This window comes from Proteus sp. FZP2095 (assembly GCF_023701425.1).
Lineage (GTDB): Bacteria > Pseudomonadota > Gammaproteobacteria > Enterobacterales > Enterobacteriaceae > Proteus > Proteus cibarius.
Map to the genome: position 1 here is coordinate 21,570 of NZ_JAMQBJ010000002.1, position 14,371 is coordinate 35,940.

The following is a 14,371-nucleotide window of genomic DNA, read 5'->3' on the forward strand; positions in this document are numbered from 1 at the left end:
GTCGATTATTTATTATTAATAAATACATTAAATTGTAAATTTAAAAGGATCTGAATATTGTCATATAAATTTGGTGCTATTATTTAATTGAGTCTTACCTCTATTATGCTATCGGAGATTATTATGAGCTTTAAATATCATCGTATCGATAAAAATAATGCTGCTGTTCTGTTGGTAGACCATCAAGCTGGGTTACTTTCTTTAGTCAGAGATATCGAGCCTGATAAATTCAATAATAATGTATTAGCATTAGCTAATGCCGCTAAGTACTTTAATTTACCTACCATTTTAACGACCTCTTTTGAAGATGGCCCTAATGGCCCTTTAATGCCTCAACTTGTCGAAATGTTCCCAGATGCTCCTTATATCGCTCGTCCAGGTCAAATTAACGCATGGGATAATGAAGATTTCGTAAAAGCGGTTAAAGCGACGGGTAAAAAACAACTGATTATTGCAGGTGTTGTAACTGAAGTGTGTGTCGCATTTCCTGCATTATCAGCACTTGAAGAAGGTTTTGAAGTGTTTGTTGTCACTGATGCTTCAGGTACTTTTAATGCCATTGCTCGTGACTCTGCGTGGGATAGAATGTCAAAAGCAGGGGCACAATTAATAAACTGGTTTGGTTTAGCTTGTGAGTTACACCGTGATTGGCGTAATGATGTTGAAGGATTAGGTGCGCTCTTTGCTAACCATATTCCAGACTATCGTAATCTTATGACAAGCTATAATACTTTAACAAAAAAGTAAGTGATTAATTTAAATATTATATAATAATAGGGCTTATATTATTTTTCGATAAATATAATTTAATAGAAGTTAAAGATTATTAAATTATAGATATAAGCCCGTAATTAATAAATGGATCAGAAATGAAAAATAAATTATTAAAAACCACTGCTATTGCAATGGCATTAAGCGTGGGTGTTGCACAGGCTGCTGAATATAAAGCAAGTACCGCAGAAGGCCCAATTAAGATAGTTAACTTAAAAGCGATGGAAACACAAGTCCAAGCAAATATGGATAAAGGGGCTTTTGGTTATATTCGTGGTGGTGCTGAAGACGAAAATAATTTACGTTTAAACACGACGGCATTTGATAAAAAATATATTATGCCTCGTTCATTACAAGGCATCGAATTTTCTGACTTAGATTTAAAAACAGAATTTTTGGGTATTAAATTAGATACGCCTATTATTCAGGCACCGATGGCAGCTCAAGGGCTTGCACATCAACAAGGCGAAGTCGCCACAGCAAAAGGTATGGCAAAAGCAGGTTCTATTTTTTCATTAAGTACTTATGGTAATAAAACAATTAAAGAAGTGGCTGATGCTCAACCGGGTTATCCTTTCTTCTTCCAGTTGTATATGAGTAAAAATGATGCTTTTAACGAGTATATTTTATCTCAAGCAAAACAGTATGGCGCTAAAGGCATTATTATGACTATTGACTCTTCTGTGGGTGGTTATCGTGAAGATGACGTGAAAAATAATTTCCAGTTCCCATTAGGTTTTGCCAACTTAGAAGCGTTTGCAAAAATCAGTGATGACAAATCGAAAACAGGTAAAGGTGCGGGTATTAGTGAAATTTATGCTCAAGCTAAACAAGCCTTCACCCCTGCAGATATTCAGTATGTGAAAAAAATGTCTGGCTTACCTGTGATTGTAAAAGGTATCGAATCACCTGAAGATGCAGATACTGCCATTAAAGCAGGTGCAGATGCTATTTGGGTTTCTAACCACGGTGGACGTCAATTAGACAGCGCACCAGCCACTATTGATGTATTACCAGCAATAGCAAAAGTGGTAAATAAACGTGTTCCTATCGTGTTCGACAGCGGTGTACGTCGTGGTTCACATGTTTTTAAAGCATTAGCTAGTGGTGCAGATGTTGTGGCTGTTGGTCGCCCAATTCTTTATGGATTAAATTTAGGGGGAGCTGAAGGTGTAAATTCAGTTATCCAACATTTAAATAAAGAATTAAAAATTAATATGATGTTAGGTGGGGCGAAAACAGTAAAAGATATTCAAGCCACTCAACTTTATACTGATGCCAGTTTTAATCAATAATTAACTTATTTAAGTTAAGAATAATAAAAAACCACGCTTAATATTGAGCGTGGTTTTTTGTCTATTCGCTATTGAGAAAACTTAATTTTGGGTTGATGGTATATCACCAAAACAGAGGTTATTTTGATTATTAATACCGCCATCTGGAGACGAATAACCCAAGCAACCTAACATCGAATCAAAAATATTGTGATGATAGAACGTACGATCTTGTTCTTGATTACGTTTTAGGTTATCAAATAATTGCTTATTTTCAGGCTCTGCTAAATAACTATCCGACATCCAAACTAAGAAAGGCACTTTAAATTGTTCTGGTGGTGCAATTTCTTTTGGTGTGCCATGTAAGCCACCTTTTTCGGAAATAGATTCTCCGTGATCGGAGGTATAAAACACAATAGCTTTTTTATCGCGTAATGTGTCGAGTATGCCATCAATAAAATAGTCAGTATAAAGAATAGAGTTGTCATAAGCATTTACTAACTGCTCTTTAGTACACTCATCATCCACATTTAAACATTCAGGTTGATACTTTTTGAATGATTCAGGGTAACGTTGTGAATACATAAAGTGAGAGCCTTTAGTATGTAAAATCACTAAATGATTTCCCTTTGGATGCTGAGAAACCGCATTCGCCGTTTCAGCAATTAATAAAGTGTCATCCAACTCTTTACCAAAGTTGCTGTTTTTGGCGGTCATCATCTCTTTCATTGCGTAGTTATCTAAATCAAGCTTATTGTAAAACCACAATTCGCTTTGCATTGAAAAGAGTTCTGATGACATACCTAGTTGGCTTAATACTGAGAAAATATTATTCTCTTTTAATGTCCGCTGATCGTTACTTTCTGTTCCATCTTCTCGTACAAACATACATTTTAAAGAGAGCTTTGTTGCGGTATCGCAAGAAATACCTTTAAAGGCAACGAGGTTTTTCTCTTGGCTTAATAGAGGATTCGTTTGACGTTCATATCCTAACAATCCCATATGATCCCATCTTGCTGTTTCACCAATAATAAAGACGACATATACATCTTCATTAGCCTTTGAGGGCTGATAAGTGAAGTGATCGGCAGGATTAAAAATATTCTGGTTATTAAACGTATCGTCATACTGTGTTATTGCATATTGGAATAATGGAATAATCCAATTTGTAGGCAAATACGCATAACTTAAACCACCACTATAACTAGGTAAATCTAAGTTATTTTTGATTTCATAGGCTTTTTGTTTTGAATCGAGTGTTTTTAAATAGGCAAAAACAGCCAGCGCAATCACCAGCATTTTGGCAGTGTTTTTTATCCAGATTTTTTTCTTTTGTTGAGTCGTTAGATTTTTCTCTGGTTTTTTACATAGCCAAATAAGCGCTAATGGCAAAACAGATAAACCAATAATCCAAATAATGACATTTGGGCTAACTAACTCTTTAGATAAATCTGTATCGGTAGTGAGTGTTGAAATGATAATGCCGTATCCAATGACTACATCATAAAAAGAAATATAGTAACTAGCACAAACACTCACGACGAGAATAAAAGAGGTAATTATTTTAAAAAATAGAGTGCCGAAGAAAGAGAGTAATCGTAATAAGAAGAAGGTAAAGGCAATATTAACTGCAATTTCACCTAGGATATATAATGCATCAATGAGGGGGTTGTTTGTATTCTGTGTGCCGTATCGGCCAATGTAAACGGAAAGATTAAGAAAAAAACCAAGATAGACAGCTAAAAAAAGGGCAATATTTTCTTTCGAAAACCTTAAAAACTTTAATTTTTGCATGTTCAATTATTATCAAAATGTATGGTGTAGAGGTCTTTATGACCGCGAAGTTGTTTTCAGGTTCAGTATTATGTGCTTTTTTTTATTGAAGTTTAAAAATTTTTTATTCGAATAACATTAATATCAAAATTATTAATTTTAAATAGTTCTAGTAGATAGGAATATTGATAGCGATATTAGAAGGTTGTCACCATTATATACGGTAAGACTTCGATAAAGGCAGATAAGAAAGCGTATTTATTATTTTAATTTCGTGGATGAAATGAATAAGTATTATTACGTTATAAGTGTGAATGTATAACGAATTTTGATAGAAACACAAATCGACATAAATATCGTCATTAGTGTCGAGCACTTCCTATTGTTTTGGTTTTCATTGTTTTCTTACTCACTCAATGATTTTTATTTTTCTTTATTTTTCATTGCGTTGTAGAAAAGTAAAAAAGCGTGCTTATTTGGCACACTCTCTGCATAGATAAAGGAGAGGATCAGGTAATAACCTGAACATTGATGAACACAGGAGCAATGTTGATGAAAAAAGTCATCACGGTCTGTCCGTATTGCGCCTCAGGATGCAAAATCTACCTGAAGGTGGAAAACGGTAAAATCATTGGCGCTGAAGGAGCCAATGGTTTAACAAACCAAGGTGAGCTGTGTCTGAAAGGGTATTATGGATGGGATTTTATCCATGATACTAAGATACTGACTCCACGTCTTAAAACACCAATGATCCGTCGTGAAAGAGGCGGAAAATTAGAATCGGTTTCTTGGGAAGAAGCGATTGAGTTTGCGAGTAGCAAACTTCTTGCTATCAAAGAGAAATACGGTGCTAAATCTATTATGACAACCGGCTCTTCACGAGGCCCGGGTAACGAAGCTAACTTCGTTATGCAGAAATTTGCTCGTGCGGTTATCGGAAATAATAATATAGACTGCTGTGCTCGTGTCTGACACGGCCCTTCGGTTGCAGGTCTGCAGCGTTCGGTCGGTAATGGTGCTATGAGCAACTCAATCGTTGAGATTGAGGATACCAAATGTCTATTTGTCTTCGGTTATAACGCCGCAGACTCGCATCCTATTGTTGCTCGCCGTATTGTTAAGGCGAAAGAAAAGGGTGCCAAAATTATTGTATGTGACCCTCGTTACATCGAAACAGCACGTTTAGCCGATTTACACTTAGGTTTAAAAAATGGCTCTAACATTGCGCTATTAAATGCAATTGCACATGTGATTATTGAAGAAGGATTACATGATAAATCCTTTATTGAAAATCACACTGAGCAATTTGAAGAATATTGTAAGTTAGTTGAAAGCTATACACCTGAATCCGTTGAAGAAACAACAGGTTTAAGTGCTCAAATTATTCGTGAAGCTGCGCGTATGTACGCAAAAGCAGAAACTGCAACAATTCTTTGGGGAATGGGTGTCACTCAGTTCTATCAAGGTGTTGAAACGGTTCGTTCACTAACTAGCTTGGCATTATTAACTGGTAATTTAGGTAAAAAATACGTCGGTGTTGGCCCTGTTCGTGGTCAAAACAACGTACAGGGTGCGTGTGATATGGGGGCATTACCTAACACGTTGCCGGGATATCAATACGTTACTGACGAAAAAGCGCGTGAGAAATTTGCTAAATTCTGGGGCATTGAATCTATGCCTGATGAAGTGGGCTATGCGTTAAGTGAAGTCCCTCATAATATCGATCACGGTTTATTAAAAGCTCACTATGTAATGGGTGAAGATCCACTGCAAACGGAGCCTGATTTAGCAACAATTCGTAGAACGTTTGAAAAACTGGATCTACTGATAGTACAAGATATCTTTATGACCAAAACGGCGTCGATTGCTGACGTTATTTTCCCTGCAACATCATGGGGTGAGCATGAAGGTGTTTATACTGCGGCAGACCGTGGTTTCCAACGTTTCTATAAAGCCGTTGAGCCTGTTGGTGATGTAAAAACAGACTGGCAAATTATCAGTCTGATGGCAACAGCAATGGGTTATCCAATGCATTACAACAATACCAAAGAAATTTGGGATGAGTTGCGTGAGCTATGCCCAATTTATTATGGTGCGACTTACGAAAAAATGGCGGACTTGGCGTATATTCAGTGGCCTTGCCCAACAGAAGATAGCCCAGGAACACAATATCTGTACGAAGGTGGTAAATTTGATACCCCTAACGGTAAAGGTCAATTCTTTACTTGTGAGTGGGCACCACCAATTGACAAATTGTCTGATGAATTCCCAATGGTACTGGCAACAGTGCGTGAAGTTGGGCACTACTCTTGCCGTTCAATGACTGGTAACTGTAAAGCATTGGCAGCATTAGCAGATGAGCCAGGTTATGTTCAGTTAAATACTGAAGATGCCAAACAACTGGGTATTAAAGATCAAGAGTTAGTTTGGATACGCTCTCGTCAAGGTAAAGTGATTACGCGTGCGGCGGTTAGTGATAGACCAAATAAAGGCGCGGTATATATGACTTACCAGTGGTGGATTGGTGCTTGTAACGAACTCGTTGCAGAAAACTTAAGTCCAATCACTAAAACACCTGAGTATAAATATTGTGCAGTATGTGTTGAGCCAATCAAGGAACAGGCTCAGGCAGAACACTATGTGAAAACGGAATATAGCAATATTAAACGTCGTTTAAGAGAAGCCGCCGAGGGCTAATCTTACCTAATTAGTATTGTTTTTCTGCCTTAAGACCGAGTTTATTAACCTTGTGTTAGTAAGCTCGGTTTTTTTATGTTTTTTTACTGTTGTCTGGTCTTTTTCTCTTCAGTTTATCATCGAAAAGTCACTTAACTTTTGTCTGAATATTCACCATGCGTTGGCTCACAATAAAAAAAGTAACATGTTACTTTTAACGTAATCCGTTTCTAAATCAAGTGGATAAATTGCTTTTTATTTAATGCCAGCGCAGGATGCTGTTATGGAAATGAGTGTAAGAAAACAACAACGAGATACCGTATGAAAAAACTCATTAATGCCCTACAAGCGTTTGGTAAATCCTTATATGGGCCTGTCTTGATATTGCCTATTGTCGGTTTATATATAGCTTTAGGTAATGTCTTTGGTAATGGCAATCTTGCGGAATATATTCCGTTTTTAAATCACCCGGTTATTCAAAGTATTGGGCAATTACTCGCAAAATCATCTGTTGCTATTTTAATCAATCTGGCACTGATCTTTGCTGTGGGTATTCCTGTTGGTTTAGCAAAAAAAGATAAAGGCTACGCTGGTTTAATTGGCTTAGTGGTGTTTGTTATTTTCACGAATGCCATGAATATTACACTAACGCTACAAGGTAAACTGGTTAGTGCAGAAGAGATGCGAGCAGCTGGCCAAGGCATGGTATTAGGCGTCCAAGTTCTAGAGATGGGCGTATTTGCCGGTATTTTAACTGGGGCAATATCAGGGTGGCTTTATAATCGTTATTCAGGTCGTCAGTTTAACGGCATTATGGCTATCTACTCTGGTCACTGCTTTGTCGCCATTATTGCGATTCCATTCACCATTGCATTGGCTGTTTTAATGTGTGAAGTCTGGCCTTTTGCTCAGGCGGGTATTACTAAAATGGCGCTCGTTATTCATGATTCTGGTGCGTTTGGTGCGCTGATTTATGGATTCTTAGAACGTATTCTTATCCCAACTGGATTACACCATTTAGTCTATACCCCATTCTTGTATACCGAATTAGGTGGTGTTGCTGATGTTTGTGGCACAACTTACCAAGGTGCAAGAAATATCTACTTTGCTGAAATGGCGTGCCCGGAAGTTAAACAACTTAGTAGCACTGTGATTTGGGATGCGCGCGGTATTGCTAAAATGTTCGGCTTAACTGCCGCGGCAGCTGCCATGATCTCTGTGGCTAAAAAAGAGAAAAAACAGATAGCGAAGGCGATTTTAATTCCTGCGGCTGCCACCTCTTTCTTACTTGGTGTAACAGAGCCTCTTGAGTTTTCCTTCCTATTTGTTGCCCCAGTTTTATTTTTAGTTCACGCCGTATTAACCGGTATTGGCATGATGTTGTTCTACCTATTAGGTGTTCATGCAATTGGTGCGAACGGTGTCATTGATTTCATTCTATATAACTTGCCGTTAGGCACTGAAAAATCAAATTGGCCTATGTATATCGTGGTGGGTTTGATTATGTCAGTTCTCTATTTCGTGATCTTTAGAACCTTGATTTTAAAACTCAATCTTAAAACACCAGGTCGTGAAGATGATGATGAAGAGACGCGTTTATATAGCAAAGAAGATTACAAGAAAAAAGCAGAAGCAGTCACTACCTCTGAAGAAACCACTCAAATTATCAATGAGTTAGGTGAAGAAATTATTGAGGGACTCGGTGGACGTGACAATATTGAAGTGGTTGATAATTGTTATACCCGCTTAAGAGTCATTGTTAAAAATATCGATGCAATTCATGAAGATATCTTGAAAAAAACCGGTGCTAAAGGTGTTGTGCGCCATGGTAATAATGTTCAAGTGGTTTATGGATTACATGTAAAAAAAATGCGTGAAGCGGTCGAAGCCGCACTTTAATAGGAGAAAGAAAGATGACTAAATCACCCTTTATCTTAAGTATTGCAGGCGGCGGAAGCACCTATACACCGGGAATTGTAAAAAGCTTAATGGTACGTTTAGAGGATTTCCCACTAAGTGAAATTCGTTTATACGACATCGATCAAGAGCGCCAAGATACCATCGCCCCAGTGGTTGAAAAAGTGATCCGTGATCATAGTGATACCATTAAATTTACAGTGACAACAGATGCAAAAACCGCGTTTGATGGTGCTCATTTCGTGTTTGCTCAAATGCGTGTGGGTCAATATAAAATGCGTGAACAGGATGAAAAAATCCCGTTACGTCATGGTGTTGTAGGGCAAGAAACCTGTGGACCTGGCGGGCTTGCTTACGGTTTACGTACTATTTTACCTATGGTTGAGTTAATTGATTTAGTTGAGGAATATGCCTCCCCTAAAGCATGGATTGTAAACTATTCAAATCCAGCCGCGATTGTTGCTGAAGGTGTACGTCGTTTACGCCCTAATGCTCGAGTATTGAATATCTGTGATATGCCTGTTGCGGCGATGCGTAATATGGCAGCCGTATTAAATGTTGATCGCCATGATTTAGATGTGGATTATTTTGGCCTAAATCACTTTGGTTGGTTCACTTCTGTCCGTGTAAAAGGTGAAGAGAAACTGCCTGAATTACGTGAACATATCGCTAAATTTGGTCTTTTAACTGAAGATGCAGCCCAAACTGATCCACAACACTCTGATCCATCATGGGTGAAAACATGGCGTCATATTCAGCCATTAATGGAAGCATTCCCTGAATATATTCCAAACCCATATTTGCAGTATTATTTGATGCCAAATTATATCGTTGAGCATCAAGATCCAGATTACACCCGTGCAAATGAAGTGATGGATGGTCGTGAAAAACGCTTATTTGAAGCAGCACGTGAATACAAAGAGACTGGTATTTTACCTGATGCTTTCCACGTTGGTGTTCATGGTGCCTTTATTGTTGATGTAGCATGCTCTTTAGCCTTTGATTTACGTCAGCGCCATTTAGTGATTGTTGAAAATAAAGGTGCGATTGCAGATTTACCTTATGATGCAATGGTTGAAGTGCCAGCATATATCACATCTCACGGGCCAGAGCCTATTCGTGTTGGCGACATTCCGCGTTTCCATCGTACTTTGTTAGAGCAACAATTGGCATCAGAGCAATTGTTAGTGGAAGCAACGCTTGAGGGTAGCTACGAGAAAGCTCTTGAGGCGTTCACACTGAATAAAACAGTGCCAAGTGTGATCCACGCTAAGAAGATCCTCGATGATATGATTGAAGCAAATCGTGAGTATTGGCCTGAATTACGTAAAGCTTATGTAAATGGTAAGCGTGTTTGATCTCAAGACTTGCTGTTAATGAGTAATTGAATAAGAATGCTGTTCTATCACCAGAACAGCATTTTCCTTTTATGTTGGTAAGGACGATGTATCAATAAGGTAACAGGTATGTCGGCACGATTATCATCTTTACTATCAAGAGCAACAGAATTAACCCGTGCAGAATATCGCATCCTTTCCTATTTAATTGATAATCCGACACAAGTCGGCAAACTTACTATTAGAGAACTTGCACAAGCCAATTTTGTTTCGACAACGACCATTATGCGTCTTTGCCAGAAATTAGGTTTTTCTGGTTATAGTGAGTTGGTGTATTATTGCAAACAGTTGTTATCCACGGCTGAAAAATCCCATCAACTGAAAAGTGATGAAAATAAGGTAGCAGAGCCACTTTTTGATCAGTTTTTGGCGAATTATTTAAAGACTTTCACCTTAATTTCAGATGAACGAAGACAAGCTTTTGCTGATTTAATTAACAGTAAGAACTCATTTTTTATTTATGGTGCAGGTTTTTCCCATATATTTTCAGAATATATCAGTAAGCGGTTACAGCTGATTGGTAAAGATGCTTTTCTTTCTGGACTCAGTGATAGTAAGAATATCTTTATTAACAATGCGTCACGCTATACGGTTTTTATTGCGATATCTCGAAGTGGAGAGACAGAACAAGTTGTTGAAAAGGCGAGAATAGCAAAAAGCATTGGTATGAAGATTGTTGCCTTTACTCGAGCAAGTGCCAATCCATTGGCTGAACTTGCTGATATTCATTTCCCCATTTATGACGATGCAGTGAATTATCATTGTGACACTATCGAGAGCTCGTCTTTTGAATCAAACCTTGTCTTGATAATTGATTTATTACTCAGCCGAGCTCAACGATTTTAATTGATGTAATAACGATTTATGACTAAGCAACTGACTGATTTAAATAAAGCGTTAAGGGTAAATCAGGATGTGCATTCATTGAATCGAATTTATGTGATGGGTGAGTATCAACGGTGGGGTAACGAGATAATAAAACTATAAAATCTTGGTAAGCCTGATTTTTATTATCATGAGTAAAAATAGGTGTACCGCTATGATTTAATTCATTATCTGCAATTAATAGAACATCAAGATATTGCGCATTATTGTGTTCATAAAGCACATTTTCAGGGTTGATTTCTTGCCAAGGTGTTCCTATAGCTTCTTTCGGTGAATGTACACGTAAAGCACCAGTATTATCCTTAACGTTATTCTTATTCATCATCACAATCATGGTGTGATCAACGCCATCTTTATGAACACCTTCAATTGAAAGTTCACTTAAAGAATCTGGTTGGGCAATTAACCTTAAATGGAAAACAGTGGATATTGATTTAGGCGAATTTTGATCTGTTAAGTGACGTGGGGTAAATGTATTACCCTGAATTAATAGCATTTTTAATTTTAATAGCGCTTGATAAGCCGTATTGCTCTGCCAGCGATCATCAAGTGCTCTAAAATGCCTTTGTGCGCCACTATCTTCACGAATAAATCCATCTTCTTCAGTGAGAACAAAAGGTTGGTACTCTAGTCTGGAGATCGTTTCTATATCATTATCAAAAAGGTAGCGTCCTGTTCGAGAGTGGCGAAATGAAAGTGTTGGATCTTGTGCTAAATAGTCACCATATTCCATTAGTGTATTAATATCTTTTTCTTCGGCACCTAATTGTTTTATTAAATCAATGACAATATTTTGAGGAATAAAAACATATTTATTATTTTTGTACTCTTTTCTTATTTCACTAATTTTATTTATAAGCAGGCTATTCATATAATATGCTCCATTGATGGTTTATATTATTAATAATTAATTAGAGGAATAACTAAAAAAATATAATCAGATGAATTATAGATGCAGATTAATAAGTTTCAAATATATAAGAAAAGAGTGTCATTAATGACACTCTTTTCTTATAAGTAATTATTTCAGAATTAAAGTATTTCTGGAATTGAAATACCTAAACGTTGCATCCGTGATAATAATGTTGTTCTTTTTAATCCTAATTTTAAAGCAGCACCTCTAGCACCAGCAACCACACCATTAGTTTCTCTTAAGGCTTGAATGATCCTTTCTCGCTCCTCATCATCACTTTCTGGCGCATTAGTTTGCATACGCTTTTCAATAGATGAAGGTTGAGATAGCACCTGTTTCAAACGAGAGGGCTTATTAATATGAAGCTCTTTTAACTGAAGGTTTAGTGTTGAACCTCGCGTTAAAATAACCGCACGCTCAATAATATTTTCAAGTTCACGAACATTACCCGGCCACGGATAAAGTGTTAATTGTTCCAATGCATTAGCTGGAATACAATCTATTTTTCTATCCATTCTTCGCGCAATTTTTTGCGTGAAATGTTTTGCTAAAAGCGGAATATCTTCAGGTCGCTCTCTTAGTGGCGGAATAATAATAGGAAAAACATTAAGGCGATAATAAAGATCTTCTCTAAATTCACCTTCATCCGTTAAATCATGGAGATCTTTATTGGTTGCCGCGATAAGTCTGACATCCACAGGAATAACTTTATTACCGCCTAATCTTTCTATTTCTCGCTCTTGAAGAACACGAAGCAGTTTAGGTTGTAATTCAATGGGCATATCACCAATTTCATCTAGAAATAGCGTACTTTTATCTGCCATTTCAAATCGACCAATATGCGTATTTGTTGCACCTGTAAATGCACCTTTATCGTGACCAAAGAGATCGCTTTCTAAAAGACCAGAAGGTACTGCCGCACAGTTCATTTTTATCATCGTCTTATTTTTTCGCTGACTTAGACTATGAATAGCGCGTGCAATTAATTCTTTACCAGTCCCTGTTTCACCTAATATAAGAACGGTACTATCACTTTGTGCCACTAATTCAATTTGTTCGAGCACATTATGCATAGCGTCGCTTTGATAAATAATCTCACTAAAACATCCATTTTTATCTATCTGTTCATTAAGCCAAATATTCTCATTCTTTAAACTATCTTTTAAATGCGTTATCTCTTCATAAGCGGCGGCATTTTCAATGGCAATACCAATACGTGCCGCAATTTGTTGAAGCAATTGGCAAGTATCGTTAGTAAAAACACTTCCTATTTCATGTGCTAAAATTAATAAACCGAGAGGTTTATGATTAAAAGCCAGTGGCAATAACAAAGCCGTCTGCATATCTTGCTTAACTAGACGTTTAATCAAAGCATCTTCCTGATCTTCTTTATTAATATCAATTAAGACAGGTTTATTTTGATTAATAATTTCTTCGGCTTTGTTATTCGCGCTACTAAATTTACGTTGTTGGCGAATGACAGATTTCCCAGTCTGATAACGACTAGAATAAAGAATACCTTCATTACTATTTTGTGATGAGGTACGGCATAACATAAGACTAATATGGTTCAGTCCAAAAAAACGATGTATTTCTTTAGAGACTTCAGAAATAAGACCATCCATGTCTAGATGAGCTAATACAGAATTTGTGATATCAACCAATATTCGATATTGGTTACGCTCATTACGAAGGCTCTCCATAGTTTCAGCATTGTTACTGCTTAATTTCATGACACCACCGATTGCCCTAAAAAATTAGCTATATTGTAGTAGGTTTATAATAAATTTATATCAATGACTGAATCATTTTTGATCCAACCCGCTATTTTTGTATATGCAATGAAACTTAAGAATATAAACGAACTAAATCATTATATAATAAAATATATAGCGATTTATTTTATCGTCAAAATTGTCGAATAATTTGACGAAGTGACTTATTTATTAATTAATAATCATTTTTATTTGAAAATTATTTAATTGAAAAATAAGGAATAGTTATATCAAAAATATATTGGCATGAACCGTGCTAGATTCATTCTATTGATACTCTAATTATTACTCTTAATTAGAATAACTCGTTGCATTTATCGCCATATATAACGGCTATATATAACAAAAAGCAGGAGAATATGATGAACCGTTTCATCATTGCAGACCCTAAAAAATGTATTGGTTGCCATACTTGTGAAGTGGCTTGTGTTGTGTCACATCAGCAAGCAGACCAAGATAATTTAGCCATTGACCAAATTAGTGAGCAAAATTTCCAACCTAGAATTCATGTGATCAAAGGATTCTCAATCAGTACAGCAGTTGTTTGTCACCAATGTGAAGATGCCCCTTGTGCCAATGTGTGCCCAAATGGCGCTATTATTCATAATAAAGATTATTACTATGTCGATCAGGAAAAATGCATCGGCTGTAAAACTTGTGTGCTGGCTTGTCCTTACGGCACGATGGAAGTGGTTTCTCGTCCAATTATGCGTAAATCAACTGCGCTTAATGCGATTGAAGCATTTAAAGCAGAAGCAAATAAATGTGATTTATGTCACCACCGCGAAGCGGGCCCTGCATGTATTGAAGTCTGCCCAACTCACGCTTTAGTGTGTATTGATAGAGATGCACTTGAAGAGATGGTTAAAGAGCGTCGTCGTAAAGCCGCTTTTGAAACCGGTGCTGAATTGTTGTTCTAAGATCAATAATAAAGCAACTATGTACTGATATTATAGTTGCTATTATTTATCCTGCTTCAATAAGGTATCG

10 protein-coding genes are annotated in these 14,371 nt (G+C 36.9%); 7 read left to right on the forward strand and 3 right to left on the reverse strand.

Annotation, left to right across the window (positions count from 1 at the left end):
* The first annotated feature begins 123 nt into the window (after positions 1 to 123).
* Both ycaC and NBG71_RS10405 read left to right on the forward strand, forming a co-directional pair.
* A complete protein-coding gene (gene ycaC, locus NBG71_RS10400) occupies positions 124 to 747 on the forward strand; it encodes an isochorismate family cysteine hydrolase YcaC (protein ID WP_075672937.1) in 624 nt (207 codons plus the stop codon).
* A 122-nt stretch (positions 748 to 869) separates the two neighbouring features.
* A complete protein-coding gene (locus tag NBG71_RS10405; RefSeq protein WP_250916845.1) occupies positions 870 to 2,066 on the forward strand; it encodes a lactate oxidase in 1,197 nt (398 codons plus the stop codon).
* 81 nt (positions 2,067 to 2,147) lie between these two features.
* On the opposite strand, the gene eptB is transcribed toward NBG71_RS10405, so the two are convergent.
* A complete protein-coding gene (gene eptB, locus NBG71_RS10410; protein ID WP_075672939.1) occupies positions 2,148 to 3,839 on the reverse strand; it encodes a kdo(2)-lipid A phosphoethanolamine 7''-transferase in 1,692 nt (563 codons plus the stop codon).
* Positions 3,840 to 4,370: 531 nt separating this feature from the next.
* Between eptB and fdhF the strand changes: the two genes are divergently transcribed.
* The 4 genes from fdhF to NBG71_RS10430 all read left to right on the forward strand — a co-directional run bounded on the left by fdhF (position 4,371) and on the right by NBG71_RS10430 (position 10,654).
* Positions 4,371 to 6,515: a formate dehydrogenase subunit alpha gene (gene fdhF / locus NBG71_RS10415; protein WP_098941268.1), complete on the forward strand. Its 2,145-nt coding sequence runs from the start codon at positions 4,371 to 4,373 to the stop codon at positions 6,513 to 6,515.
* Positions 6,516 to 6,815: 300 nt separating this feature from the next.
* On the forward strand, positions 6,816 to 8,393 hold the full coding sequence (locus tag NBG71_RS10420) for a PTS transporter subunit EIIC (protein WP_250916846.1): 1,578 nt from the start codon (positions 6,816 to 6,818) through the stop codon (positions 8,391 to 8,393).
* 14 nt (positions 8,394 to 8,407) lie between these two features.
* A complete protein-coding gene (locus NBG71_RS10425; protein WP_099660037.1) occupies positions 8,408 to 9,769 on the forward strand; it encodes a 6-phospho-alpha-glucosidase in 1,362 nt (453 codons plus the stop codon).
* 108 nt (positions 9,770 to 9,877) lie between these two features.
* A complete protein-coding gene (locus NBG71_RS10430) occupies positions 9,878 to 10,654 on the forward strand; it encodes a MurR/RpiR family transcriptional regulator (RefSeq protein WP_075672943.1) in 777 nt (258 codons plus the stop codon).
* A gap of 22 nt (positions 10,655 to 10,676) precedes the next feature.
* Here NBG71_RS10430 and NBG71_RS10435 read toward each other — a convergent pair whose 3' ends face one another.
* Both NBG71_RS10435 and NBG71_RS10440 read right to left on the reverse strand, forming a co-directional pair.
* Positions 10,677 to 11,564, reverse strand: a complete 888-nt coding sequence (locus NBG71_RS10435; RefSeq protein WP_156733008.1) for a 2OG-Fe dioxygenase family protein — start codon at positions 11,562 to 11,564, stop codon at positions 10,677 to 10,679.
* Between the two features lie 161 nt (positions 11,565 to 11,725).
* A complete protein-coding gene (locus tag NBG71_RS10440; protein ID WP_075672945.1) occupies positions 11,726 to 13,339 on the reverse strand; it encodes a sigma 54-interacting transcriptional regulator in 1,614 nt (537 codons plus the stop codon).
* A 404-nt stretch (positions 13,340 to 13,743) separates the two neighbouring features.
* Between NBG71_RS10440 and hydN the strand changes: the two genes are divergently transcribed.
* Positions 13,744 to 14,301, forward strand: coding sequence for an electron transport protein HydN (gene hydN / locus NBG71_RS10445; protein ID WP_069368213.1), 558 nt, complete (start codon positions 13,744 to 13,746; stop codon positions 14,299 to 14,301).
* Positions 14,302 to 14,371: the final 70 nt, after the last annotated feature.

Coding starts and splice junctions, on each gene's coding strand:
- ycaC (WP_075672937.1), top strand. CDS start 124: ATGAGCTTTAAATATCATCGTATCGATAAAAATAATGCTGCTGTTCTG.
- NBG71_RS10435 (WP_156733008.1), bottom strand. CDS start 11,564: ATGAATAGCCTGCTTATAAATAAAATTAGTGAAATAAGAAAAGAGTAC.
- NBG71_RS10405 (WP_250916845.1), top strand. CDS start 870: ATGAAAAATAAATTATTAAAAACCACTGCTATTGCAATGGCATTAAGC.
- hydN (WP_069368213.1), top strand. CDS start 13,744: ATGAACCGTTTCATCATTGCAGACCCTAAAAAATGTATTGGTTGCCAT.
- NBG71_RS10430 (WP_075672943.1), top strand. CDS start 9,878: ATGTCGGCACGATTATCATCTTTACTATCAAGAGCAACAGAATTAACC.
- NBG71_RS10420 (WP_250916846.1), top strand. CDS start 6,816: ATGAAAAAACTCATTAATGCCCTACAAGCGTTTGGTAAATCCTTATAT.
- NBG71_RS10425 (WP_099660037.1), top strand. CDS start 8,408: ATGACTAAATCACCCTTTATCTTAAGTATTGCAGGCGGCGGAAGCACC.
- NBG71_RS10440 (WP_075672945.1), bottom strand. CDS start 13,339: ATGAAATTAAGCAGTAACAATGCTGAAACTATGGAGAGCCTTCGTAAT.
- eptB (WP_075672939.1), bottom strand. CDS start 3,839: ATGCAAAAATTAAAGTTTTTAAGGTTTTCGAAAGAAAATATTGCCCTT.